Origin of the sequence: Sulfuricurvum sp. (assembly GCF_036279695.1) — a bacterium.
Classification (GTDB): Bacteria; Campylobacterota; Campylobacteria; order Campylobacterales; family Sulfurimonadaceae; genus Sulfuricurvum.
The window spans coordinates 1-25,201 of record NZ_DASUIQ010000006.1; the positions used below are offsets into that span (position 1 = coordinate 1).

A 25,201-nucleotide genomic window follows, 5' to 3' on the forward strand; every position below is an offset into this window, starting at 1 on the left:
CGTTTAACTGTCCCTTCAATTTATAAGTTGTATAATCACGCAACTTTTAGGAGGTGGTATGTTAGATATAAGTCCGATGCTGCTTGGCAGCACACTGATTGTCTTCCTTGTCCTTATTGCCCTACTAAACAGTTTGCTTTACAAACCTCTTTTCAGTTATATGGAAAAACGGGATGCAGATATTAAAAAAGATTTGGAACAAGTTGGCAACAACGATTCTGAAATCGCTGCGTTTCACGCCAAAGCTGAGAAGATTATGAGTGATGCTAAACTGGAAGCAGCGGCATTAAGAGAAAAAGTTATTGCTGAGGCCAAAGCGCTGGCAAATAGCAAAATAGAGACAAAACGTGCTGAATTAGCACTTGAGTACGCAACGTTCGAAGGCGAATTGTCTGCAGAACGAACACGGTTGATCGCTACGCTTCAAAATGAAGTGCCTGCTTTCCAATCTGCTGTATCAGCAAAACTAAGTAAGATATGAGGTACGCAATGGGTAAAATAATCGTTACAGTATTACTGCTCAGCGCCTATTTATTTGGTTCAGATGCTGCGGCAGAGGGTTCTACGGACATCGTTCAACGAACGGTTAACTTCCTGATTTTTGCCGGAATTTTAGTGTACGTTTTGGCTGAGCCGCTTAAAAACTATTTTAACGGTCGCAGTGCGGGGATCGCCGATGAACTTGAAAAAGTTCAAGAGCGTCTTCGTGAATCAAAACGTCTTAAAGATGCAGCTGAGCATAAAGTTGAAGAAGCGGAACGCTTTGCTCATGAATTAGCTGAGTCGAGTAAAAAAGAGAACAAATTGTTGAGCGATAAAATCTTGGCACAATGTGAAGCTGAGCTTGAAATTATTGCAAAACAAAACAGTGCTTTGATGGAATTTGATAAACGCAAAATGGTTCGCGAAGTGGTTTCTGATGTCATGAATGACGTGATGAACAGCAGCGGCGAAGCACTTGGTAAAGAAGCAATGACCGACATCTTGAAAAAGAAGGTGGCATAAATGCGTCATGAACTAATTGCAAAACGTTATATCAAACCGTTGATGGAAAGCTGTGACCAAGCGTCATTAGACAATCTTTCAACGCTTCTTAGTGCAGTCGCAAAAGCGTATGAAAATGAGAAGTTCAACCTTATCATGAACAGCAATGATGTTAGCGCGAATGCTAAATGTCAATTGGTTTTAGATATGGTCGCTTCGGCAAAAAGTTCGATGGTGAACAACCTGATCAAACTTTTGGCTGAAAACGGACGTCTTTCATTGATTCCGGTGATTGCTGATCAATTGACTCGCGAGATCGGTCGTGCAAAACGTACGTTCAGCGGTCGCATTTACAGCAACAATGCTGTTGATCAAGCATCGGTCGATACGATCGCTCGTGATTTGGGGACAAAAATGGGGGCAACCATTTCGTTGAGTTATGTTGCTTCTGATTTTGACGGAATCCGTGTTGAAGTCGATGATCTGAATGTTGAAATCAATTTTTCAAAAAGCCGCCTCAACGCTCAACTCGTTGAGCACATTTTAAAAGCAATTTAACCCTCGGGAAAGGAGAAATAGTGGTAGCAAAAGTACAAGCAGACGAAATCAGTTCAATCATTAAAGAGCGAATTGAGAATTTCGAACTTAATGTAGATATTAATGAAACCGGAAAAATTGTCTCATACGGAGACGGAATCGCTCAAGTTTATGGCTTGAACAACGTTATGGCCGGTGAGATGGTTGAATTTGAAGACGGTACACGCGGTCTTGTTATGAACCTTGAAGAGAGCAGCGTCGGTGTTGTTATTCTTGGTAAAGGTAAAGATCTTCGTGAGGGGATGAGCGTAAAACGTCTTGGACGTCTTTTACGTGTTCCTGTCGGTGATGCACTTCTCGGACGTGTTGTGAACGCTCTCGGTGAGCCGATCGACGGTAAAGGTCCGATCGAAACTACTGAAGTTCGTTTCGTAGAAGAGAAAGCTCCTGGTATCATGGCTCGTAAATCGGTTCATGAACCGATGGCAACCGGTATTAAAGCGATTGATGCGCTTGTTCCGATCGGACGCGGACAACGTGAGTTGATCATCGGTGACCGTCAAACAGGTAAAACAACTGTTGCCTTGGATACTATCATCAACCAAAAAGGTAACGGTGTTGTTTGTATCTATGTAGCTGTTGGTCAAAAAGAATCAACCGTTGCTCAAGTTATCCGCCGTCTCGAAGAACACGGTGCTCTTGAATACACTATCATCGTATCGGCTACTGCTTCTGAAGCGGCAGCACTCCAATTCCTTGCGCCGTATACCGGTGTAACGATGGGTGAATATTTCCGCGATAACGCACGCCACGGTTTGATCATTTATGATGATCTCTCTAAACATGCGGTAGCATATCGTGAAATGTCATTGATCCTTCGCCGCCCTCCGGGTCGTGAAGCATACCCAGGGGACGTTTTCTATCTACACTCTCGTTTGCTAGAGCGTGCAGCAAAATTGAACGATGAAATGGGTGCAGGTTCATTGACTGCTCTTCCAATCATCGAAACTCAAGCGGGTGACGTTGCGGCATATATCCCAACTAACGTTATTTCGATCACTGACGGTCAAATTTTCTTGGAAACTGACTTGTTCAACTCAGGTATCCGTCCTGCGATCAACGTAGGTCTTTCGGTATCTCGTGTCGGTGGTGCGGCGCAAATCAAAGCAACGAAACAAGTTGCCGGAACATTGCGTCTTGACCTTGCACAATACCGTGAGCTTCAAGCGTTTGCACAATTCGCATCTGATTTGGATGAAGTAAGCCGTAAACAACTTGAGCGTGGTCAACGTATGGTTGAAGTATTGAAACAACCTCCATATTCTCCACTCGGTGCTGAAAAACAAGCATTGGTAATTTTTGCAGGGAACGAAGGGTATCTTGATGATATCTCAGCGGATGCAGTCGTTAAATTCGAAGCGGATCTTTATCCGTTCGTAGAAGCGTCATACCCTCAAATTCTTGAGAATATCAGAAGCACTTCCCAAATCAATGATGAGACTAAGGGAATGATGAAAAAAGCACTCGAAGAGTTTAAATCTACTTTCGTTGCTGAATAAGGATCTTTATGGCTAACTTGAAAGAGATTCAAAGACAGATTAAGAGTGTTTCGAACACGCAGAAAACTACGCGTGCTATGAAGCTTGTTTCGACGGCGAAACTTCGCCGTGCGGAAGAGCTTGCGAAACGTTCACGTCTGTTTGCACAAAAAACGAATCAAGTGATAGCTGAAATCGCAGGACGCATCAAATGCAATAAAGTGGGCGGGATTGAAAATCGCTGTTTTATTGAAAATAGTGCTCCTGAAGTGGTCGATATTATTTTTGTAACAGCGGACAAAGGTCTTTGCGGCGGTTTCAACATGCAAACCATCAAAGCCGTTAAACGTCTGATGAACGACTACAAAAATAAAAATGTCAAAATCCGTGTTCGCGGTATCGGGAAAAAAGGGATTGAGTTTTTCAACTATAATCAAGTCGAGATGATTGATGAAGTGAAAAATCTCAGCTCTGCACCCGATATGCAACGCTCAAGCGAATTTATGACTCGTTCGATCAACGATTTCAAAGAGGGTATCGTTGATGCTGTGTATATCGTTTACAACGGCTACAAAAACGTTATTACTCAAGAATTGCATGTTACGCGTGTATTACCGGTAAATGTAGACGGTTACGATTGTGAAGAAGCTAAAAACACTATGTTGGAGCTTGAAGCACAAGATGAAGAGAAAATGCTCGATTCATTGGTAACCAAATACGCTGAATACAACATGTATTATGCTTTGATCGATTCTGTTGCGGCAGAACACAGTGCACGTATGCAAGCGATGGATGCGGCAACCAACAACGCAAAAGAGATGGTTAACTCGTTGAAAGTCAAGTTTAACAAAGCGCGACAAGAGGCGATCACAACTGAACTTATCGAGATTATCAGCGGCGTCGAGTCGATGAAATAATTATGGAGGAAAGAATGATTGGTAAAATTGCTCAAGTAATTGGTCCGGTTGTTGACGTTGATTTTGAAGGTTATTTACCTGCAATCAACGATGCAATCGAAGTAAATGTAAGTGTAGAAGGGAATACGACTCGTCTTGTTCTTGAAGTAGCATCTCACCTTGGAAACGGTCGTGTACGTACGATCGCTATGGATATGTCTGAAGGCTTGGTGCGCGGAATGAACGCGACGGCTACAGGCGCTCCGATCAAAGTTCCGGTTGGAGAAAAAGTTCTTGGACGTATCTTCAACGTTATCGGTGAAACTATCGACGGCGGAGACCAAGTTACTGATTGTGATACATGGTCTATCCACCGTGATCCTCCACCGTTGGTTGACCAAAGTACAAAAACTGAGATGTTCGAAACGGGTATCAAAGTTGTTGACCTTTTGGCTCCATACGCTAAAGGTGGTAAAGTTGGTCTATTCGGTGGTGCCGGTGTCGGTAAAACCGTTATCATCATGGAATTGATTCACAACGTTGCACACGGGCATGACGGTCTTTCTGTTTTCGCCGGTGTCGGTGAGCGTACTCGTGAGGGGAATGACCTTTACCACGAGATGAAAGAATCAAGCGTTTTGGACAAAGTAGCACTGTGCTATGGTCAAATGTCTGAACCACCGGGAGCACGTAACCGTATCGCTCTTACCGGTCTTACCATGGCGGAATATTTCCGTGATGAGAAAGGACTTGACGTATTGATGTTTATCGATAACATCTTCCGTTTTGCACAATCTGGTTCAGAGATGTCAGCACTTCTTGGACGTATCCCGTCAGCTGTTGGTTACCAACCGACATTGGCTCGTGAGATGGGTGCTCTCCAAGACCGTATTACATCAACCAAAAAAGGTTCAATCACGTCTGTTCAAGCGGTATACGTACCTGCGGATGACTTGACTGACCCGGCTCCGGCTTCAGTATTTGCTCACCTTGATGCGACAACGGTTCTTAACCGTAAAATCGCTGAAAAAGGGATCTATCCTGCGGTTGACCCATTGGATTCAACATCACGCTTGCTTGACCCGCAAATCATCGGTGAAGAGCACTACAGTGTTGCTCGCGGTGTTCAAAAAACACTTCAAAAATACAAAGATTTGCAAGATATTATTGCGATTCTCGGTATGGATGAACTATCTGAAGAAGATAAATCTACGGTTGAACGTGCACGTAAAATCGAGAAATTCCTTTCTCAACCATTCTTCGTTGCGGAAGTATTTACCGGTTCTCCTGGGAAATACGTTTCACTTGAAGATACCATCAAAGGATTCAAAGGAATTCTTGAGGGTGAATTCGACCATATGCCAGAAGGTGCCTTCTACATGGTCGGTGATATGAATGAGGCGATTGAGAAAGCTGAAAAAATGAAAAGCAAGTAATTGCTTCTCGCCTTAAAGGAAACACTATGGAAACACTCCAATTAGAAGTGCTAACGCCAAGCGGCTCGATCTTTAACGGCGCTGCTAAAAGCGTCACCCTTCCGGGTGAAGAGGGAGAATTCGGTGTTCTCCCTGAACACGTATCTTTAACAACATTGCTCCAAGCCGGAGTGGTAGATGTTCATAAAGAAGACGGCAAAACCGAATCGATTGTTGTGAATTGGGGCGTTGTTCAAATCACTAAAAACAAAGTCGTCGTATTGGTAGACGGTGCCGTCGCTATCCGTGGTGAAAGCGAAGGGGAGATTGCTAAAGCGCTTGATGAAGCAAAATCTTTGATCACCAGTGTTGGAGATTCTAATGCTATGATCGCATCGGTTTCAGCACGTATCGAAAACGCAACCCATCGTTAAGCATTAGTCAATGTTTCAAACATTCTCGAATTTTTACGATAAAAGCCATCCGGTAACACTTATTGTGTTGCTGGTTCTTTCTCTCTACTTTATTGCCATCAACTGGACATTTTTTTACCGTCTTTTTTCTCTTAACCAATGGATAGCTACCGAAAATCAATCACTTGAATCCGTACTATTGGGTGCACACAAAATCCCCGATTTTGCCTATTTAAGCCATTTCACCAAATCTTCAAACCGTCTTTCCGCGTCATTGTTCGACATGGCGTCATATTCGGCCACCAAAGAGGCGACTAAGGGGCTGATGTTTCTCTCTATCGTTGCATCAACCACCCCGTTTATCGGGCTTTTCGGTACCGTTGTCTCTATCTTGGGGACATTCGATAATATCGGTCAAGCCAGCGGAACGATGAGCGTTATCGCATCGGGTGTGTCGGATGCCCTTGTCGCAACGGCATCTGGGATTTTTGTCGCTATTTTTGCCTATACATACCATCAAATACTCAAGCGTAAAGCGTTTGAATTATCGGGTCTGATTCGTATGCAAGGCGATGCACTCCTCTCCAAAGAAGATTGATCGTGTTCGATTGGGATGAGAAACCGGAGTTAAACATTACACCCCTTGTGGATGTAATGTTGGTTTTATTGGCTATTTTGATGGTGATCTCACCCAATATCGTCTATGAAGAGTTGATTCGTCTCCCTCAAGGCTCAGCGCAAAAAGAGATTACCAAAAAAGAAAAAATTGAGATCAATATCGCATCGGATAAGAAAATCAAACTGAACGATCAGCAATTTAAATTTGATACGTTTGCCGATGACTTTATCCGTTTGGCACCATCATACCCGAATGATGCTACTGTCCGTATTAGTGCAGATGGGCGTTTAAATTACAGTGATGTTATGTATGTCTTGTCCGTCGTGAAAAAAGCCGGTTTTCAAAATGTCTCTCTTGTTACCGCACAAAACTAATTTATTTATCAAGTTTTTGTATGAGGATTTGCTAAATGGATTTTAATCAAGAGCGCTATTTTTTCCTGAGCGGACTTATTTCGGTTACCTTTTTTTTAACCCTCGTTTTTATCGCAGGCTACAGTGTCATCCTCGCACCTAAAACAGAACAATTTGCCATGATCAAGAGTGATGTGATCAATGTCTCTATCGCTATTTCCGAATCAAAAGTGAGTGAAGAACCTACCCACGAGGATGTCTCTTCTGAGGTATCTGAACCCGCTGTACAAGAAGAGAAAGTTACCAAAACAGAGCCGGTACCTGAAATATCGGATCTTTTTGCACAGGTAAAGCCGGATAAAACGGCAAAAAAAGAGAAAGAAAATACTGCTCGACGTGATGAGCTAAATACCCTTGAAAAAGATCTATTAACCCGAAAAGATACCCCTCGCTTTACCGATAAAGTAAACAAAGTAGAGTTGGCAAAGCCTTCGGTTAAAATGGTGGCTCAAGGGGGATCGAGCGGACCGATCGTTGACAAATACTATGCTAATATTCAAGGGATAGTTCATACTAACTTTCACCCCCCCGCTGGAACCGTCGGGGAAATCGCAAAAGTTCGTATGAGTTTTAATGCAACGGGTAAACTGATCTCCTACAAAGTTCTTCGTTATTCAGGAAACGGAACCTTTAACAGTGAGGTTGATTGGTTAAAAGATCGTTTGAGCGGCGTTCGATTTCCGGAACATCCGGAAGGTAAAGAGGCTGTTTTGGAATTTATATTAACGGCTAAGGAGTAGTTATTTGAAATTTTTTCTTTTGGTTCTAACGATGATCCACCTTTCATGGGGCGCGGACGCGACATTAGAAGTGGTTAAAACCGTTGAGGGGCTTGCCCCACTGGCGATAGAGGACGCATCTCCTCAAAGCAATGAGGTATCTCAACGATTTGCTCAAATGTTAGCGGCAGATATGAATGTTGTTTCACTCTTTAGTGTCGATGAGAGTTATGCTCTAAATTCATTTGATTCTATCTCTCCTGCCCCTAATCATAAAAATGCTCAGTATATTCTTCGCTACCGTTTGAACAGCGACGGAGCAGGGGGGATAAAGGCGGATATCAAATTGCTTCAAAACGGAAGAGAGTTATTTCTCAAAAACTATGTTTTGAAACAAAGTGAAATGGCGGTTTTTCTTTCACATACGATAGCCTATGATATTAATGCGAAATTGGGAGGCACTCCGATCGATTGGATAAAGCGAAAAGTCCTTTTTGTCCGTTTAACCAGCCCTAAGCATTCAGAGATTGTTGCCGCAGATTACACTCTCTCCTATCAAAGAGTGATTGTTACAGGGGGCATGTACGGGTTTGCAAAGTGGGCTAACCGTGAACAAACCGATCTGTACTATACCTCTCTTAGTGATTTTAAACCGACCATATATAAAATGAATTTATTGAGCGGTAAAAAAGAGAAAATAATCAGTTCGGACGGTATGGCGGTATGCTCTGATGTCAGTGAAGACTCAAAACGGCTTTTGCTTACTATTGCACCGAATGGTCAGCCCGACATTTATCTCTATGATTTAATGTCAGGCGGTAAAACACGTATAACTGATTATTCCGGTATCGATGTGAACGGGCAGTTTATGGGGGACGGTTCTATTGCATTTGTATCGAATCGTTTAGGGTACCCGAATGTCTTTTCAATGCAACCGGGGAGCAGTGCGGTATCGCAGTTGGTCTATCAAGGCAAAAGTAACTCATCGTTGAGTGCGTATAAAAACTTTTTGGTTTACAAAGCACGCGAAAATAGTGCTACCTATTCCGGCAATACCTTCAATCTCCATCTGTTGTCTATCAATTCAGGGAATATTAGACGTCTTACCGCAAGCGGAGAGAATGATTTTCCGAGATTTTCGCCGGATGGGGAAGCTATTTTGTATATTAAACAAGAGGGAGCACGCAGTTCTGTAGGGGTGATTCGCTTCGGTCTCAATAAAAGTTTTATCTTTCCTTTGAAAATAGGACGAATTCAGTCGATTGACTGGTAGTATTAATGAATTTTCGGTATTATTCCACTATATTTATATCCCGAGGAGATATCATGATGAAAAAAGTTGCTTTTATAAGCGCAACAGTAGCAATGTTGGTTTTGAGCGGATGTAGCTCAAAAGAGCCGGCAATCGATGCAACCGCAAACGGAACATCGACTGGAACTAATGCAAATACAGCCGGTTCAACAACAACTGCTACAGATGCAAATGCGGTAATCGCACCAATCACAAATGCAAACGCTGCTGATAATACAGCCGGTGCGAACAACGGTGTAAATGGATCAGACGGTCAATTGATCAGTATCTTGTTTGACTATGACAAATTTGATATTCGTGCCGATATGCAAGATGCTATGACAAAAAATGCATTGTTGGTAAAAGGTAAATCAATCAAACTTGAAGGTAACTGTGACGAATTCGGAAGCGATGAGTATAACTTTGCTCTCGGTCTTAAACGTGCAAACGCGGTAAAAGCAGCTTTGGTTAACGGTGGTGTAAGCGCTGATGCTATCTCTATGTCAAGCTTGGGCGAAAGCAATCCGGTTTGTTTGGAAAAAACACAAGAGTGCTGGGCTAAAAACCGTCGCGTAGATTTCAAACTTCCGTAAATGCGTCCGTTAGTACATCTATCTTTCTTACTCTCTATTACTCTATCCGCTACGGAGCCTTCGGTCTTCGGCGCGGGTGACCTTAACTCTCCCACCCCTTACGGTCTTACTCATGAAGAAAAGTTGATTCTCGAAAATAAAAAAGAGATTCAAACTGTTATTCAAAAAAACAGTGCTCAAAATGCCAAAGTAGAAACGGTTTCTGAGAGACTTGACGGTATGCAAGGTATTCTTGAGGGGTTAAGTCAACGCTCAAACGAACAGACCCTGACCCTTCAAAAATTGCAAGAGAGGGTACTCTCCGATGGGAATGCCAGTTCAGGTGTTGAGGATCTTGGTAAACAAGTAGCTGCTAATCGTGAAAATATCGCTCAATTTAAAACACTTTTAGAAGAGCTTTCCCGTGTTGTGGATGAGATCAATAGTAATTACGTAAGCAAAGAACAATTTGCGTCATTAATCAAGCAACTTAAAGTGAATCTTCCGGAAACGTCGGTGCAATCACCTGCAAAAATGACAAATACAGCGTTGGAAAAAGAGGCTAATCGACTCTTTGGACAAAAACAATACTCTGAAGCGCAAAAATATTTTGAGCAAATGGTTCAAAAAAAGCATAAAGTAGCCGAATCGTTGTTTATGATCGGTGAGACGCAGTTTGAACGCAAAGGGTATAAAGAGGCAGTTTCCAGCTATAAAGAGTCTGCATCTAAGAACGAAAAAGCGCTTTATATGCCTACTTTGTTACTCCATTCAGGAATCTCTATGGAAAAAACAGGAGACAGTGCTACGGCAAAAGCTTTTTATCAAGCGACGATCTCAAAATACGGCGGGACCGGAGCGGCTAAAGAAGCGCAAGAGCGTTTAGCTAAATTGAAATAATAGGGGCTTCTCTAAGTCGCCCTTTTCAGCATCACCATAGGTAAATGTGCTAAAATCGCACCATCTAAAATTAAGGCATTAAAATGGCAATTGAAAATAATCAAATCGTATCAATCGAATACGAAGTACGTGACGGCGGAAACGTTGTTGATAGCAACGTAGGCGGTCATCCGTTGACATTCATGTTCGGTAAAGGGCAAATCATTCCAGGTCTCGAAGCTGGGATCGCGCACATGAATATGGGTGATAAAGGGGACGTTCTTGTTAAAGCTGCCGATGCGTACGGCGATTACAATGAAGAGGCTCAACAAGAACTTCCTCGCGAACAATTTGCAGGGATCGATTTGAATGTCGGTATGACATTGTACGGTCAAGGCGAAGACGGCGGAACGGTTCAAGTTACCGTTAAAGATATTAAAGATGATGCGGTTATTATCGATTTCAATCACCCTCTTGCGGGCAAAGATTTGATGTTCACCGTAACGATCAGCAATATCCGTGATGCATCGGCTGAAGAAGCGATGACAGGTATCCCTGCGGAAAACTGTGTCGAAGATAGCGGATGTTGTGGAAGCGGCGGTAATCACGGCTGTGGATGTCACTAATTTTTTAACGGCTTCTCCCTCTTCGGTAGAAGCGTTTAAAACAGCCAATTTACTCAAAGGTTTAGGGGTAAATGCGATTATTTTAGGAGAGCGCGGAACGGGGAAACTCACGTTAGCGCGCTATATCCTCCCCCATGCACCCATCATTGATGCGAGCCGTTTTGATGAGCTTCTCGATGCGATAGAATCTCATAGTGACGTAATCATTCATCGTCTTGATAATGTTGCCAACCTCAAACGCCTTATCGAAACCATCCAAAAAACACATACACGTGTCATCGCTACCGGCGGCGGACGCTATTCCCAAGATCAGTTGGATGAGATTTTTACGATTCGTCTTGCACTCCCGCCTCTCAGCGAGCGTCAAGAAGATGTTACGGTATTGGTCGATGCTTTCATCAAGGAAGCACGAGAGACACTCGGAAAATCTGAATCATTTGATCTGGAGGGATTTGTCCCCGATTTGAGCGAAAACGCTATCTCTCTGCGTCGTCAAGTCTATCTTCATTATCTGTTTGACAGCATCAATGAGAACGATTTGATGGAGATTATGGAACACTATCTGGAAGAGAAACTCGGTAGCAATAACGATTATCGAGCATTTTTACATCTGTATGAAGTACCTTTGATCCGTGCAGGGATAAAACGATTTAAATCACAGCTTCAGTTAGCGGAACGTTTGGGGCTGAACCGAAATACATTGCGCAAAAAAATTGCGGATCATTCAGACTATAATTTAGAAACCAAGGAGCATTAATGTCCAAAAAAATTGCGATGATTTTCCCCGGTCAGGGATCACAAACGATCGGTATGGGAAAATCATTTTATGAGAACTCACCGTTAGCGCGAGAAATGTTTGAGAAAGCGGGAGAACGTATCGGCGTTGATTTTACCAAACTTTTATTTGAAGAAAATACGCAGCTCGATCAAACTGAATATACACAACCTGCCATTTTGCTGATTTCGATGATTGCCTATAAATTGTTCCAAGAAGCAAAGCCTAGTGATGCCGTGATGTTTTTGGGTCACTCTTTGGGTGAGTTTAGTGCGCTTTGTGCATCCGGTGCGATCGATTATGTCGATGCGGTGGAATTGGTTCATAAACGCGGAAAACTTATGGGACAAGCGTGTGAGAGTATCAATGCGGGGATGATGGCAATTTTGGGTCTGGATGATGCGGTTGTCGAAGAGCTTTGTGTAAAAGCGAACGATGAGGGCAAAAAAGTCTGGCCGGCCAACTACAACCAAACGGGTCAGCTCGTAGTAGCAGGGATCAAAGAAGATCTGCAAGCGATGGAGAGCGTTTTCAAAGAAGCGGGAGCGAAGAGAGCATTGCTTTTGAATATGTCGATTGCGAGCCACTGCCCACTCCTATCCAGTGCGATGGAGCCGTTAGGCGAAGCGATGGAAGCGATGGTGAGTGAGTGCTTCAGTGCACCGATTATTTCAAACGCAACGACTCAGGGGTATTCAACCAAAGAGGAGGCGATAGAGCGTCTCAAAGTTCAGTTGATCCAACCGGTAAAATACAAACAATCGATTGAAGCTATTGCAGCAGACATCGACATGATGATCGAATTCGGTAACGGAGCGGTTCTCAAAGGGCTTAACAAACGTAATGCTCCGGATGTTGAGACATTAGGGATTTCCGATATGGAATCTCTTGCAAAGGTATGCGAAGCACTCTCATGAAAGTCGCCCTGATCCAATCCGCACCGAAACTCAATCGTACTAATCTACGTGATGTATTAGCACTGGTTGAGGAGAACAAAGACGCAGATGTGGTCGTTTTTCCTGAGCTCTCTCTAAGCGGGTATCTGCTTCAAGACAAGCTTTATGAAGATGCATGGAAAATCGATGAACTCAGTGATTTGGCTCAGGCTAGTAAACAGTGTGATATTGTTGTCGGTGCGGCATTATGGGATAACGATAACGTCTATAACAGCGCGTTATATTTTTCTCAAGGCTCACTTGTGCATGTTCACCACAAAAATCACCTTCCGACCTATGGGATGTTCGAAGAGGGGCGTTATTTTTGTGCAGGTGAACATATAACATCGTTTCAAACCCCCCATGGAAATGCCGTGATGGTAATCTGCGAAGATCTCTGGCGAGCGGAGAGCATCGCAGCAATTGCCGCATCGGACGCCGAGATCGTTTATGTGTTGGCTGCCTCTCCGGCACGCGATTTTAGCGACGAGGGGATCAGCATCGAAGCGCAATGGGATTCTTTGCTCAAGTCCACCGCACTGCTCAGCCATAACTACGTCGTTTTCGTCAACCGCGTCGGGTTTGAAGACGGGTTAGGTTTTTGGGGCGGAAGCAGGGTTATTACTCCGATGGGTAAAACGGAGTGTGTTCTCCCTCTTTTTGAATCGGAATCCAAACACTGCTCACTCGATCAGCGTTTAAAAAAACTGGGTCGATATTTAGTCAAACATACATAAGGGGAATTATGAAAATAGCTATCATGGGCGCTATGCGCGAAGAGATTGATCCGATTTTAGCGGCTCTGGGTGAGTATACCAGCGAAGAGCACGCGGGCAATGTATATTATCGTGCAGAGTATGCGGGACATGAACTTGTTATCGCCTATTCCAAAATCGGTAAAGTCTTTTCAGCGATCACGGCATCGGTGATGTTGGAGCGTTACGACGCGAAAGCACTTCTCTTTAGCGGTGTTGCCGGAGGGATCAGTAAAGATTTGAAAATCGGTGATTTGATCATGGCAAGCGCATTGTGTCAGCACGATGTCGATATTACTGCGTTCGGCCATCCGGACGGTTTTATCCCTGAGAGCTCGGTTATGATTGAAACGGATGAGGATCTCCGATCTCTGGCATCAGAAATCGCTATCGATATGGGTGTGGATCTCTATGAGGGGATTATCGCAACGGGCGATCAGTTTGTCGCAAGTGCGGAGCGCAAAGGGTGGATTGAAAAGACGTTTAATGCGGATGCATTGGAGATGGAAGGGGCAAGCGTTGCATGTGTATGCCATAACTTCGGCGTTCCGTTTTTTGTCCTTCGCTCTATCAGTGACAGTGCGGACGGTGACGCGGGTATGGATTTTGATACGTTCCTCAAAAGTTCCGCACAGGTCAGTGCCAAATTTATTTTAGAGATGGTAAAACGTATTGGCGATTAAACTCAGTAAAAAAATTATGAGCAAAATAGGTCGTACAAACGGCGAATTTGCCCTTATAGAAGAGGGTGATAAAATCCTCGTTGGCTTGAGCGGAGGGAAAGACTCTCTCACGATGATCCATGCATTGATGGAACAACAAAGACGTGCTCCGTTTAAATTCGAGCTTATTGCCGTAACGGTGACGTACGGGATGGGAGAAGATTTATCGGCATTGTGTGAACATTGTTCGCAGCACGGAATTCCTCATCGTGTATATGAGACCAATACCTATGAAATCGCCGCCGATAAGATCCGCCAAAATTCGTCATTTTGCAGTTTTTTCTCCCGTATGCGTCGGGGAGCACTCTACAGTGCCGCTAAAGAGTTCGGATGCAACAAAGTAGCTCTTGGGCATCACCTTGATGATGCGGCGGAGAGTTTCTTCATGAATCTGATCTATAACGGTCATTTAAGAGCGTTAGCGCCTAAGTATCGAGCAGGGAACGGTCTAATCGTTATACGCCCTTTGATACAGCTACGGGAACGTCAGCTTGCCGCCTGTGCTTTGGAAAACGAGATGCCGACCATCGGCGATGAAGCGTGTCCATCCATGCGCTTTGACGTTAAAATGCCTCATGCCAGAGCCAGTATGAAAAAGATGCTATTTGAGATGGAAGAGAAATATCCTGATCTGTTTGTCTCTATCAACTCGGCATTCGGTCACATCAGTGACGATGCTTTTTTTGATCCAAGTAGATTTAATTTATAACAAACTAACCACTTTGTGATCGGCACGGCTGAGTGAGAGCTGTGCGATCTCATTGAGGCTGAACCATTCAAATCCCTCCTCATTCATCTCATGTAGACTTAGATAAACATACGCTTCAAGGGTGAAATGACTATAGCTCTGGGTAATATGCCCCAAAGGTGTCGTGAGGGGATGAGGCAGTTTTTCACATTCATAAAACCCCCACAGACCTGATAAAAATCGTGTTTGACGCTGCATAAGGGCGTAACGATCTTCTCTTTGGTATACGATAATATTGCGGGTTCGGATCGGTTTGATCTTTTTGCTTTTAGGTTCGGGGTAGGATAGAGGGGTGTTTTTCCCCTCACACCATGGCTCAAACGGACACGATGCACATAAGGGCTTTTTACTCAGACAGACGGATGAGCCCACATCCATCATCGCCTGATTGTATTCATAGGGGTGGAGCGGATCAAAAAGGGTGTAAGCGTATTCCCACAGCTTTTTCTCATCACGCGCTTTCAATGCAAAATAGCGGTGCAATATCCGTTTCACATTGGCATCCATGATGGGAAGAGGCTCTCTATAGGCAAACGCGGCAATCGCGTGAGCGGTGGAACGGCCGATACCGCTGAGGGCTATGAGTTCGTGTGCATTGGTCGGCAGCACTCCAGCGCATTGACGCGCGGCAGCGTGGAGATTTCGGGCACGCGTGTAGTATCCTAACCCCTCCCACATTTTCAAGACATCATCCACATCGGATGCGGCTAAATCATAGAGTGTCGGAAAACGCTCCAAAAAAGGGAAATAGAACCGTTCCAAGACCGTTTTGACTTGGGTTTGTTGGAGCATGATTTCACTGATATAGATATGATAAGGATCATCGCTCGTACGCCACGGAAGATCGTGACGACCGTTTTTTTCGTACCAGCGAAGAAGGGAGGATTGGGGTGTCATCAGCCTAGTGTCGGCGGTTTAAAGTACCAATATGCCCCAAGGATGAGAATACCGAAAAAGGCAACTTTAAAAACCCATTTCATCAGTTTGAGATAGACTAGGAAAAGGATGACACCGATCAGACCCATAGACCCTAATCCGTATCCACTCATCAAAAAATCGATCATTTGAACTCCAAAAGTAAATGTGCCATTATAGCAAATGGTATAATCGCATTTATGAAAACCGTCAATCAAATTTTTTCCGATATGATCGAGATTAAGGGATCGAAATTTATCGCCCACCTTATGCCGATATCGATGTTTGAGTCTGAAATGGTGCGCTTGTGTGCCGAACACCCCAAAGCGGTCCATTGGGTGAGTGCATCGCGCAGTTTGAATGAATTTGATCAGATCGTTGAGTCCTCCAGCGATGACGGCGAACCCAAAGGGACATCGGGAAAACCGACGTTGAGCGTGTTGCAAGGGCATGAACTCATCAATGCCGCGATCATCACGGTGCGTTATTTCGGCGGGACGAAGCTGGGACCTGGAGGATTAGTCCGTGCCTATGCCGAAGCGGCGAATGCGGCGTATGCGCAAGCGGAGTTATTGCCTTATGAAAAACTCTTTATTCAAAAAATCGAATGCAACTACTCTAATGTCTCGATGGTCGAATATGAAAGCACTCAAAAGAATATTCGAATCCTCTCCAAAGAGTTCGGAGAGAAGGGGGCGATTTTCGAGATTGAGGGGACAGGGGAAAATTTGGAAGTGTTTTATAATACATTGGGGAGAAGTATTCAGTTAAATTAAGTCGCCTTTAATTTATCTCCTATTATTATGATGAACATCATAATGAAAGACAACATAATGTTTATTAATCGAACCGAAGAATTAAGTCTTCTAGAATCTGAATATGCAAGTCCGAAGAGTACATTTAGCGTCATATACGGTAGACGTAGAGTAGGAAAAACCGCGTTAATCTCAAAGTACATCGAGAACAAACCCCATATCTACCTCTATGCTACCGAGGGGAATTTGGCGCTTCAGTTGGAAAACTTCACCAAAGAATTGATTAAACTCTCTAATCTATCGTATGCAAAAAATATTAAATTTGAAAACTTTGAAGAGGCATTTGAGTTTTTAGCTAATTTAGAATTCTCCTCTAAACTCGTGGTTGTTATCGATGAGTATCAAAATCTTTGTCATCTCGATCATGCTTTTTCTTCCAAACTTCAACGTGTTTGGGATTTATATTTGAGCAAAACTAATATTCATCTCATCTTATGCGGTTCGGTACTCTCGATGATGCACTCAGAAGTGTTGGCATACAATGCCCCTTTGTATGGACGTAGAACGACGAATATCAACCTCAAACCGATTCGTTTCAGATATTTAAGCGATTTCATTCCGATGCTGGGAAAACTGGAACTCATGGAGTTGTATGCTTCGTTCGGCACTATACCGAAATACTTGCAGATGGTCGATCCGAGTAAGAATTTATTGGAAAACATCGAAGAATATATCCTCAATAAAAATTCCTATCTCTACAGTGAGGGGATGTTTTTACTCAAACAAGAGATTAATGATGTAGGAAGTTATTTTGCACTATTGGAGAGTATCTCCAAAGGAAATACCAAAGTTGGAGATATATCTTCTAATCTTGGACTGCACTCATCCCATTTACCGAGATACCTCGCTAAATTAATCGAACTGGATATAGTTCAAAAAGAGGTGCCAATCACCGAATCCAATCCACTTAAAAGCAAGTTTGGACGGTATCGGATAAAAGATAAATTTTTAAATTTTTGGTTCTATTATGTCTATAAAAATATGAGTTATTTGGAACTAGGACTTACCCAAACAGTGATCGATGAGATCAAACTAAATTTTAATGATCGGTTCGTCTCTTTTGCTTTTGAGGATTATGCTCAAGAGGAGATTTTACAAGATCCTTTGAAATACTTATCTTTTGTACCTAAACGCTTAGGGCGTTGGTGGAATAACCAAGAAGAGATTGATATTGTGGCAATGGATGATGAAAATATCTGCTTTATCGAGTGTAAATGGCAAAACAAAGTCGATAAGCAAAAAGTAGAACAAGAACTCATGAAAAAATCAAAAAGTGTCAAACATGATAAAAAAGAGCATTTTTTAGTGATGACAAAAGAGGATTATCTCAAAGATAATAAATAAGTACAACGGCGATGACTGAAGTTAAATATTGAAAGAGAGGTGGCGTAGATGGAAAATTCAAATCAAACCAAAGAGCAAGATGTGTTATTTACAATAGACAATACAAGATATTATGTAAATTCTAGTATCGCTGTCATATTTTATTATATATATTTAATTGCACTCCTGACAATGTTGATGAAAAATGACAATATGAGTTATTTAGATTTTTTAAGCAATACGGCTCATATGTATAATAGATTTGCATCTTTGTTAATTCTATTTGTGATCATGATTCCTATAGTGTTAATTAGTATTTATAGACTTAAAAAGAAACTTGACAACACAATTTATTTTAAAAATGATGAAGTTGTATTTCAGAATACAGTGATAAAAATCAATCAAATTAAAGCTATTAAGATGGGCTGTTGTTTTGTAAATGGTGGATTCCTTGGTTATTTATATGTATATACCATTGGATTTATTTTTATAGTACCTTGGATGCTTTTGGAGATTTTGGCTTTTTTCATTACAAAATTCAAATATAAAATCTTTGATGGCTCTATGCCGTGTAGATTTATAATCAATGGTGATCAGAGTATACAGGGTTACTGTTATGACAATGAAACAAAAATGAAACTTATGAACTTTAAAAATCAAATAGAAAATGGAGAAAAATAAAATTGGCTCGAATGATGATGTAGTTTACACTTTACTCCACAACTTCTCATTGAGTTTCAACTCTTCGACTAATCCGATCGTATTTTGGAGGGTATTCACATACTCCATCGCTTGTTTGTAATCGAGCAGCGAGGTAAAAACCGCCGGTTCAAACAAATCTTTTCCCGTAGCGATCCCGACATGGATGTGGTTATGGACGAATGAGATAAACAGGGGATGTGAAACACGTCGCTGAAAATCCAAAATCCGTTTCATCATCGAGTGGGAGAGGATATAGCGCGCTTCGATCTGGTCACTTCCATAGACGACAAAATGTTTCTCAAATTCGGGGTCGTCCATGCGGATAAGACCTTCACGGGTGAAATTGATCGATTGGAGCCAGCCTCCGATGAGGGAGCCGAAACTCTTTTCGGCTTGGTCGGGAAGAATCACCGTTTTGGCTTTGAAGTGTTTGTTGAACTCGGCGACGAGAAAGAGCCCTCGAAAGAGGGTATGCCACTGAGTACGCCCTTTGGAATCGCGGGTTTGGTATTCGGCATGAACATCGGAGAATTCGAGAGGTACCCCCTCAATGGAGCCTTTGACGTAATCATTTCCGCTATAGCGGTCGATGGAGTGTTTAAAGAGTTCGCTCCGCTCAAAGAGATGTTGAGAGACCATGAAATCGGGATTATAGAGGAGATGGGGATCGATGGCTCCGATCATCGGAGTAATAATTTTGGCTTTAAAGTCTTTGGCGTACCCATTGGTCATTGAGCGATACGTGATAGAGGCAATAACGATAAACCCTATAATGATCGCTATCGAGAGAGGATGCAAGAGACCGAAATTTTTCCCCATCCATAGAGCGACGATCGCAAAAGCGACTATCCCCATCCCCCCGTAAAATTTGAGCTGAGATACGATTCGCTTTCGGGTTTCTTCGAGCTCATTAATAGAGGGGTATAGCTCTTTATAGTAAAAATCGGTGAGTTCGGAGGTCGATTTCATCGATTAAAAAGGGCGTTGACATCAACGTTTTGACGTTCGGTCACGGTGATTTCAAATACAGCTCGACGGCTGAGGTTCATCCATCCGGCGACGAGGTTGGTCGGAAACATCTCGATAGCGTTGTTGAGATCGGTGACCGCTTGGTTATAAGCACGGCGTGCGGCGGAGATTTGTTCCTCGATTTCATTGAGGGAGCGCATGAGGTGCATCACATTTTCGTTGGCTTTGAGGTCGGGGTAGGCTTCCATCGCGACGGTGATAGACCCGAGTGCCGCAGACATTTTGGCATCAAGGGCAATCTTGGCATCATCGCTGATCCCCGGTTTCATAGCCTGTGCACGGTATTCGGTCACTTTTTCCAACGTCGATTTTTCATGTTCCATATATCGCTCTACGGAAGCGACCAGATTAGGGATGAGGTCATATCGTTTTTTGAGGACGGTATCGACACCGGCGAAGATATTCTCAACCTGATTCTTTTTCCCGATGAGGGAGTTGTACATTAAAATAGCGATTAGCGCTATGACACCGAGAATAATTAGAAAAACAGTCATTTGAGTTCCTTTGGAAGTAATTCTCTATTTTAAGCGAAGTTTTCTAAAGGGAGGTTTATAGTTACTCTATTAGGAGGTGTACGATGCAAGTTAGTTCATATACTTTTAAATCCCCTTATCCTCAAGCGGTGCAAGTGGGTCAGCCTGATCCTAGCAGTGTAAAAAAAGAGGAACAAACACAGACTCCCACACTATTAGAGAATCAAAAGCCTGTGGCAGGGCAAGGGAAAGTGAATCCTACATTAGATTCGGGGGTTAGTATATCCGTGAGCGCATTGCAAAGCGGAAATTCCCAAAGCAGTGTATCAGAGTTTAAATCATTAGTGAGCATTAATCAAGGACAAAAAGCGTATTCTCAAGAAAATTAAAAAAGCGGATGGTATAAAAGAAGAGGGTGGATATGGCGCAGCGGACGGGACTCGAACCCGCGACCTCCTGCGTGACAGGCAGGCATTCTAACCAACTGAACTACCGCTGCAGCGCCAAAATAATGGTGGGAATTACAGGACTCGAACCTGTGACATCTACCTTGTAAGGGTAGCGCTCTACCAACTGAGCTAAACTCCCATGAGTTTAAATAACAATGAACAAGTGGCGACCCCTAAAGGATTTGAACCTCTGTTCCTACCATGAAGTGATAGTGTCCTTGGCCACTAGACGAAAGGGTCACTGAAACCAACCATGGTGTCTCGTGATGGATTCGAACCATCGGCCCCCTCATTAAAAGTGAGATGCTCTACCGGCTGAGCTAACGAGACCTCTTCAGCCATCCAAACTGGACGATTGTGAGGGCGAAATTATAGGGGAAAGATGTCGTTTTGTCAAGGAAAAATGATTAATTAACTAAAAAACAGATCACGGTCAATATTAAGGAGCATTTTAACGGCCATGAGAACACTTTGTTCTTGAATGTAGTTGCGGTCTCCCTCAAAATGAAAACGCTCGGTATGGACGGTCGTTTTGGAGCGTGCACTGATATAAACCGTTCCGACCGGTTTGCTCTCTGTTCCTCCGGTAGGTCCGGCGACACCGCTGATTGCAAGAGCATAATCGGCAAAACTCACATTCATCGCCCCCTCCGACATCTCCGATACTACTTCGGCACTGACGGCACCGTGGTGTTCGAGCGCGGTATCGTCAACCGCTAGCCAGTTGGCTTTGAGGGTATTGGAATAGGTAATCAATGAACCGTCATATACTGCGGATGCGCCGCTTTGGGAGGTGAAAAAATGGGCAAGCGATCCGCCGCTGCAGCTTTCGGCAAACGAGATTTTTTTGCGGTGAGTATTGAGTTTTTCGATGATAAATGCCGCTACATTTGTAGCAGGGATCACTTTATGGTGCATCAATCCGCGTGCTGAAGCAATAAATTGGGACAAATTTCCGTGCTTGCGGGTATGGATTCGGATTTTGAGCCACCCCTCGACAAGTTCGCTAAATTCAAGTTTGACATCGAAGTTCTGAGCTAGCGGTTCAAGGAGCGTTTGGGCACTGAGCAACTCTTCGTTAAAGAGATGAACGGTAGAAAGACGCGATTCGTCATCGATGAGGATCGGAGGAAGCGCTTTGCCCTCGGTTGCCAAAATAACATTGATTTCTGAACTGTTGTGACTCAGGAGATAACTCCCGTTTTCGACGATACTGGCGCGCGATGGGATCAACATCTGCTCTTTTAAAACCTGATTGTCGGCGGTAACGGTACTAAGCAGTTTTCCGACAATCGTAAAGGTGTTTTTGGTGGTGATGATGATGAGTTTGGATTCGCTTTTTAAAAGGGTTTCTAAGTGTAAAAATACCCCTTTATCCGATTCTTCGAAATAGCTGATTGAGTCGATCGACGTGAGAGAGTTTTTGATACTTCGAAGGATATAACGTTCATACGCTTCATTCAAAATCAGCCGATTCCCTACGAAAATAACATCGCGTTTCATGGTTTTCCCGAGTATAAATTTCAGATAGTATAGCATAGTGACAGCAAAATTTAATCACCTAAAAGATATAATGCACCACTTTTTATATAAGGTAACAGATGGATTATAAAGAGACCCTCCTTCTACCTCAGACCGAGTTTCCGATGCGCGGAAATTTGGTTCAAAATGAGCCGACACGCTATGCGGCGTGGATTGCCAACGATGTTTACGGACGAATGAAAGCTGCGCGCAAAGGTGCGCAGAGCTTTACCTTGCATGACGGACCTCCGTATGCCAACGGTCATACCCATATCGGTCACGCCCTCAATAAAGTGCTCAAAGATATTATTGTCAAATACCACTATTTCAACGGTAAATCGGTTCGATTTACCCCCGGCTGGGACTGTCACGGATTGCCGATCGAACAGCAGGTTGAGAAAAAACTGGGCGGAAAACAGAAAAAAGAGGCTTTAAGCACGGCAGAAGTGCGTCAAATGTGCCGCGATCATGCCAGCGAATTTGTCGATATTCAGCGCGAAGAATTCAAAAAACTCGGTGTTGTCGCCGATTGGGATAACCCGTATTTGACGATGGATTCCAAGTTTGAAGCGAACATCTATCGTACCCTTTGCGCCGTGGCAAAAAAAGGGTTGTTGATCGAGCGTTCTAAACCGGTTTACTGGAGTTGGGCGGAGCGTACCGCGCTTGCCGAAGCGGAAGTGGAGTACGAAGACAAAGAGGACTACTCGATCTATGTCGCATTTGAACTCAGCGATGAGGCAAAAGTACGTGCAGGGATCGAGGGGAACGCCGCTATCGTGATCTGGACAACGACACCGTGGACATTGCCTGCGAATACGGGAATCTCTCTCAACCCTGATGAGATCTATGTCCGAACCAGCGACGGTTATATCGTTGCGGAAAAACGGTACAACGCATTGATCGAAGAGGGTGTGTTTAGCGGAACCGTCGTTCAAAAAATCGAAGCGAAAAAGTTCGAAAATCTCTATGCGATCAATCCTCTTAACGGCCGCGGTTCACACTTGGTCTTGGGTGAGCATGTTTTGATGGAGAACGGTTCGGGATGTGTTCACACCGCGCCGGGACACGGGGAAGATGACTACCGTATCGGTCTTCGTTACAACCTCGAAGTGGTAATGCCGGTCGATGAGACAGGGTGCTACGATCAAACGATCGTTCGTGAAAAACTTCTTCCGAATGCCGAAGAGTTCGTCGGAACCCACATTTTTAAAGCGAACGAGCCGATAATCGCCCTTTTGGGTGACAAAGCGCTTAAAGTGTCTAAATTTCGCCACTCCTATCCGCATTGCTGGAGAAGCCATACGCCGTTGATCTATCGTGCGACGAAGCAGTGGTTTATCAGCGTGGACGGAACCCCTGAGGGTGAAACAAAGACCCTTCGTGAAATCGCACAGGCTGAAGTGGCAAAAACAGCGTTTTATCCTGAGAGTGGACGTAACCGTCTAGGCTCGATGGTTGAAAACCGTCCCGATTGGTGTATCTCTCGTCAGCGTGATTGGGGAGTCCCTATCGCATTTTTCCGTGTCAAAGCGACGGGGGAAGTCATCCTCGATGAGAAAGTACTCAACTTTATTGCGATGATTTTCGAGATGCACAGCACCGATGCGTGGTACTCGATGAGTATCCAAGAACTTCTCTATCCGGGATGCCCGTACAAAGCGGATGAGCTCGAAAAAGTCTCCGATATTCTCGACGTTTGGTTCGATAGCGGTTCGACGTGGAATGCGGTTTTAAAATCGCGTAACTACGATGCGGGAGAATTTCCGGCTGATTTGTACATCGAAGGGTCAGACCAGCATCGCGGATGGTTCCAATCTTCCCTCTTTTTGAGCACGGCAGTGGAACATATCGCTCCGTACAAAGCGCTTCTTACTCACGGTTTCACCGTCGATGAGAAGGGCGAGAAGATGTCGAAATCCAAGGGGAACGTCGTTGCTCCTGAAACAGTTCTCAAAGAGTACGGTTCCGAGATTTTGCGTCTGTGGGTAGCGATGAGCGACTATCAGGGAGATTTGAAAATCTCCGGCAATATCCTCAAACAAACGGCGGATCAATACCGAAAATTGCGTAATACGTTCCGTATTATGCTCGCGAATCTCGATGGATTGGACGCTATCGTTCCCTACAGTGAAATGGGCGAAATCGATAAATGGATCGTATCCAAAGCCAAAGAGGTATTTGATGAAACTCATCGTTTGTTCGGAGAGTACAACTTCGTTCACGGGATGAGCGGACTGAACTATTTCATCGTTAATGAACTTAGCGGAGTTTATATCGATATTACCAAAGACCGTATGTATTGTGACGGCGCTAATTCTGCAGAACGTCGTTCGACGCAAAGTGCAATGGCGATCATCGCCAAATCGATGCTTGGGTTGATCGCTCCGATCTTGACCTATACCGCCGATGAGATTTTCGAAAATGCCCCTGTAATTTTAAAGGGAGAGGCTAACGATATCTTCGATGTGACCTATGCTTCCATCGAGAGTGTTGAGAGCAATTGGGATGACGCAACGATGAAAGTGATCCGTGAAAAATTCAATGAGATCGTGGACGGATTGAAAAAAGAGAAAGTGATTAAAAATACGCTTGAACTCGTTATCTCTACCACATCAACGGTTGCAAAATCGATGAAAAAAGCGGATATTGAAGAGTATCTGGTCATTTCCAAATGGTGTGCGTGTGAACTCAAAGACATTTTGGGAAGCTTCGAAATCGAGGGAGATCGATTTAATATTGCCCTCGCATCCAAAGCGAAATGTCCTCGTTGTTGGAAATACCACAGTGAAGACGAACAGTCGTTGTGTCCGCGTTGTGCGCAGGTAGTCGCTTAATGATCGATGTCACACAACCCGTCCCTTTGAGCTTCGTCGCCGAAACGGTCGGGGTTATTTTCATCGTAATAGCTCTGGGGATTATGATGGTGAAAAATGCAAAACGTAGAAAGGAAAGTGTATGATCACACTCAAAGAGGCGTTAAAGCTCTCAAAAGAAGAACTCAGCTCACTTAAAGAGGAATTGAAAGCCAAGATTGCCGCCAATAGTGAGCTCAATGCCTATATCGATGTTCTCAACGTCGGTGAGGGGATTCCGATCGCGATCAAAGATAACATTCAAGTTACGGGATGGTCGGT

The 25,201-nt window shown here is 43.7% G+C and carries 30 protein-coding genes, 4 tRNA genes and 1 pseudogene; 26 read left to right on the forward strand and 9 right to left on the reverse strand.

What is annotated here, in order from left to right; genetic code table 11:
- Positions 1-58 precede the first annotated feature (58 nt).
- The 19 genes from VFW36_RS00485 (at position 59) to VFW36_RS00575 (ending at position 14,798) form a co-directional block, all read left to right on the forward strand.
- On the forward strand, positions 59-481 hold the full coding sequence (locus VFW36_RS00485; protein WP_329656866.1) for a F0F1 ATP synthase subunit B': 423 nt from the start codon (positions 59-61) through the stop codon (positions 479-481).
- Between the two features lie 8 nt (positions 482-489).
- Positions 490-1,005 carry a F0F1 ATP synthase subunit B gene (locus VFW36_RS00490; RefSeq protein WP_329656867.1) on the forward strand — a complete coding sequence of 172 codons (516 nt, stop codon included), beginning with the start codon at positions 490-492 and terminating at the stop codon, positions 1,003-1,005.
- Positions 1,006-1,542: a F0F1 ATP synthase subunit delta gene (locus VFW36_RS00495; RefSeq protein WP_329656868.1), complete on the forward strand. Its 537-nt coding sequence runs from the start codon at positions 1,006-1,008 to the stop codon at positions 1,540-1,542. It abuts the gene before it with no gap.
- A 20-nt stretch (positions 1,543-1,562) separates the two neighbouring features.
- On the forward strand, positions 1,563-3,080 hold the full coding sequence (gene atpA / locus VFW36_RS00500) for a F0F1 ATP synthase subunit alpha (RefSeq protein ID WP_329656869.1): 1,518 nt from the start codon (positions 1,563-1,565) through the stop codon (positions 3,078-3,080).
- 8 nt (positions 3,081-3,088) lie between these two features.
- The gene (atpG, locus tag VFW36_RS00505; protein WP_329656870.1) at positions 3,089-3,976 is read left to right on the forward strand and encodes an ATP synthase F1 subunit gamma; all 888 of its coding nucleotides are present in this window, start codon (positions 3,089-3,091) and stop codon (positions 3,974-3,976) included.
- A 14-nt stretch (positions 3,977-3,990) separates the two neighbouring features.
- Positions 3,991-5,391 carry a F0F1 ATP synthase subunit beta gene (gene atpD / locus VFW36_RS00510; RefSeq protein WP_329656871.1) on the forward strand — a complete coding sequence of 467 codons (1,401 nt, stop codon included), beginning with the start codon at positions 3,991-3,993 and terminating at the stop codon, positions 5,389-5,391.
- A 26-nt stretch (positions 5,392-5,417) separates the two neighbouring features.
- Positions 5,418-5,804, forward strand: a complete 387-nt coding sequence (gene atpC, locus VFW36_RS00515; RefSeq protein WP_329656872.1) for an ATP synthase F1 subunit epsilon — start codon at positions 5,418-5,420, stop codon at positions 5,802-5,804.
- A gap of 10 nt (positions 5,805-5,814) precedes the next feature.
- Positions 5,815-6,381 (forward strand): MotA/TolQ/ExbB proton channel family protein, encoded by a 567-nt coding sequence (locus VFW36_RS00520; protein WP_329656873.1) that lies wholly within the window; start codon positions 5,815-5,817, stop codon positions 6,379-6,381.
- A 2-nt stretch (positions 6,382-6,383) separates the two neighbouring features.
- Positions 6,384-6,776: a biopolymer transporter ExbD gene (locus tag VFW36_RS00525; RefSeq protein ID WP_329656874.1), complete on the forward strand. Its 393-nt coding sequence runs from the start codon at positions 6,384-6,386 to the stop codon at positions 6,774-6,776.
- 35 nt (positions 6,777-6,811) lie between these two features.
- The gene (locus tag VFW36_RS00530) at positions 6,812-7,555 is read left to right on the forward strand and encodes a TonB C-terminal domain-containing protein (protein WP_329656875.1); all 744 of its coding nucleotides are present in this window, start codon (positions 6,812-6,814) and stop codon (positions 7,553-7,555) included.
- Positions 7,556-7,559: 4 nt separating this feature from the next.
- Positions 7,560-8,807, forward strand: coding sequence for a Tol-Pal system protein TolB (gene tolB, locus VFW36_RS00535; protein WP_329656876.1), 1,248 nt, complete (start codon positions 7,560-7,562; stop codon positions 8,805-8,807).
- A 53-nt stretch (positions 8,808-8,860) separates the two neighbouring features.
- The gene (locus VFW36_RS00540; RefSeq protein WP_329656877.1) at positions 8,861-9,418 is read left to right on the forward strand and encodes an OmpA family protein; all 558 of its coding nucleotides are present in this window, start codon (positions 8,861-8,863) and stop codon (positions 9,416-9,418) included.
- Positions 9,419-10,297: a tetratricopeptide repeat protein gene (locus VFW36_RS00545; RefSeq protein ID WP_329656878.1), complete on the forward strand. Its 879-nt coding sequence runs from the start codon at positions 9,419-9,421 to the stop codon at positions 10,295-10,297. It begins immediately after the preceding gene.
- An 83-nt stretch (positions 10,298-10,380) separates the two neighbouring features.
- Complete coding sequence (locus VFW36_RS00550; RefSeq protein WP_329656879.1) at positions 10,381-10,902, forward strand: peptidylprolyl isomerase; 522 nt, start codon at positions 10,381-10,383, stop codon at positions 10,900-10,902.
- Positions 10,844-11,659, forward strand: coding sequence for a helix-turn-helix domain-containing protein (locus VFW36_RS00555; protein WP_329656880.1), 816 nt, complete (start codon positions 10,844-10,846; stop codon positions 11,657-11,659). The genes VFW36_RS00550 and VFW36_RS00555 overlap by 59 nt, the downstream gene beginning before the upstream one ends.
- Positions 11,659-12,594: an ACP S-malonyltransferase gene (gene fabD, locus VFW36_RS00560; RefSeq protein WP_329656881.1), complete on the forward strand. Its 936-nt coding sequence runs from the start codon at positions 11,659-11,661 to the stop codon at positions 12,592-12,594. Before VFW36_RS00555 ends, fabD begins: the two co-directional genes overlap by 1 nt.
- Positions 12,591-13,349: a nitrilase-related carbon-nitrogen hydrolase gene (locus VFW36_RS00565; RefSeq protein ID WP_329656882.1), complete on the forward strand. Its 759-nt coding sequence runs from the start codon at positions 12,591-12,593 to the stop codon at positions 13,347-13,349. Before fabD ends, VFW36_RS00565 begins: the two co-directional genes overlap by 4 nt.
- An 8-nt stretch (positions 13,350-13,357) precedes the next feature.
- Entirely contained in the window at positions 13,358-14,050 is a 693-nt protein-coding gene (locus VFW36_RS00570; protein WP_329656883.1) for a 5'-methylthioadenosine/adenosylhomocysteine nucleosidase, read from the forward strand.
- Between the two features lie 16 nt (positions 14,051-14,066).
- Positions 14,067-14,798 carry an ATP-binding protein gene (locus tag VFW36_RS00575; protein ID WP_329656884.1) on the forward strand — a complete coding sequence of 244 codons (732 nt, stop codon included), beginning with the start codon at positions 14,067-14,069 and terminating at the stop codon, positions 14,796-14,798.
- Here VFW36_RS00575 and mutY read toward each other — a convergent pair.
- Positions 14,793-15,734, reverse strand: coding sequence for an A/G-specific adenine glycosylase (gene mutY / locus VFW36_RS00580; protein ID WP_329656885.1), 942 nt, complete (start codon positions 15,732-15,734; stop codon positions 14,793-14,795). The genes VFW36_RS00575 and mutY overlap by 6 nt on opposite strands.
- Positions 15,734-15,901 (reverse strand): hypothetical protein, encoded by a 168-nt coding sequence (locus VFW36_RS00585; protein WP_329656886.1) that lies wholly within the window; start codon positions 15,899-15,901, stop codon positions 15,734-15,736. Before VFW36_RS00585 ends, mutY begins: the two co-directional genes overlap by 1 nt.
- 51 nt (positions 15,902-15,952) lie before the next feature.
- Here VFW36_RS00585 and VFW36_RS00590 point away from each other — a divergent pair, with 51 nt between their 5' ends.
- From VFW36_RS00590 to VFW36_RS00600, 3 genes are read left to right on the forward strand one after another with little or no spacing between them, the layout of a single operon-like run.
- A complete protein-coding gene (locus VFW36_RS00590) occupies positions 15,953-16,528 on the forward strand; it encodes an IMPACT family protein (RefSeq protein WP_329656887.1) in 576 nt (191 codons plus the stop codon).
- Positions 16,529-16,585: 57 nt separating this feature from the next.
- A complete protein-coding gene (locus VFW36_RS00595) occupies positions 16,586-17,911 on the forward strand; it encodes an ATP-binding protein (protein WP_329656888.1) in 1,326 nt (441 codons plus the stop codon).
- A 48-nt stretch (positions 17,912-17,959) separates the two neighbouring features.
- Positions 17,960-18,571: a hypothetical protein gene (locus tag VFW36_RS00600; RefSeq protein WP_329656889.1), complete on the forward strand. Its 612-nt coding sequence runs from the start codon at positions 17,960-17,962 to the stop codon at positions 18,569-18,571.
- A gap of 24 nt (positions 18,572-18,595) precedes the next feature.
- Here the strand turns inward: VFW36_RS00600 and VFW36_RS00605 are convergent, their stop codons facing one another.
- Positions 18,596-19,561 (reverse strand): DUF3137 domain-containing protein, encoded by a 966-nt coding sequence (locus VFW36_RS00605; protein ID WP_329656890.1) that lies wholly within the window; start codon positions 19,559-19,561, stop codon positions 18,596-18,598.
- Positions 19,558-20,115, reverse strand: coding sequence for a LemA family protein (locus tag VFW36_RS00610; RefSeq protein ID WP_329656891.1), 558 nt, complete (start codon positions 20,113-20,115; stop codon positions 19,558-19,560). Before VFW36_RS00610 ends, VFW36_RS00605 begins: the two co-directional genes overlap by 4 nt.
- A gap of 83 nt (positions 20,116-20,198) precedes the next feature.
- On the opposite strand from VFW36_RS00610, the gene VFW36_RS00615 reads away from it, so the two are divergent.
- Entirely contained in the window at positions 20,199-20,483 is a 285-nt protein-coding gene (locus VFW36_RS00615; RefSeq protein ID WP_329656892.1) for a hypothetical protein, read from the forward strand.
- Between the two features lie 33 nt (positions 20,484-20,516).
- On the opposite strand, the gene VFW36_RS00620 is transcribed toward VFW36_RS00615, so the two are convergent.
- The 5 genes from VFW36_RS00620 to VFW36_RS00640 all read right to left on the reverse strand — a co-directional run bounded on the left by VFW36_RS00620 (position 20,517) and on the right by VFW36_RS00640 (position 22,046).
- Positions 20,517-20,593 (reverse strand) — tRNA-Asp (locus VFW36_RS00620).
- A 13-nt stretch (positions 20,594-20,606) separates the two neighbouring features.
- Positions 20,607-20,682: transfer RNA gene (locus VFW36_RS00625), tRNA-Val, on the reverse strand.
- Between the two features lie 25 nt (positions 20,683-20,707).
- Positions 20,708-20,783, reverse strand: a tRNA-Glu gene (locus VFW36_RS00630).
- A gap of 14 nt (positions 20,784-20,797) precedes the next feature.
- A tRNA-Lys gene (locus VFW36_RS00635) sits at positions 20,798-20,873 on the reverse strand.
- A gap of 81 nt (positions 20,874-20,954) precedes the next feature.
- Positions 20,955-22,046 carry a CinA family protein gene (locus VFW36_RS00640; RefSeq protein WP_329656893.1) on the reverse strand — a complete coding sequence of 364 codons (1,092 nt, stop codon included), beginning with the start codon at positions 22,044-22,046 and terminating at the stop codon, positions 20,955-20,957.
- Between the two features lie 98 nt (positions 22,047-22,144).
- Here VFW36_RS00640 and ileS point away from each other — a divergent pair, with 98 nt between their 5' ends.
- The 3 genes and pseudogenes from ileS to VFW36_RS00655 form a co-directional block, all read left to right on the forward strand.
- The gene (ileS, locus tag VFW36_RS00645) at positions 22,145-24,901 is read left to right on the forward strand and encodes an isoleucine--tRNA ligase (RefSeq protein WP_329656894.1); all 2,757 of its coding nucleotides are present in this window, start codon (positions 22,145-22,147) and stop codon (positions 24,899-24,901) included.
- A complete protein-coding gene (locus VFW36_RS00650) occupies positions 24,901-25,026 on the forward strand; it encodes a hypothetical protein (RefSeq protein ID WP_299987639.1) in 126 nt (41 codons plus the stop codon). Before ileS ends, VFW36_RS00650 begins: the two co-directional genes overlap by 1 nt.
- Positions 25,023-25,201 (forward strand): annotated as a pseudogene (locus VFW36_RS00655) (Asp-tRNA(Asn)/Glu-tRNA(Gln) amidotransferase subunit GatA); the annotation flags it as partial. The gene VFW36_RS00650 and the pseudogene VFW36_RS00655, both read left to right, overlap by 4 nt.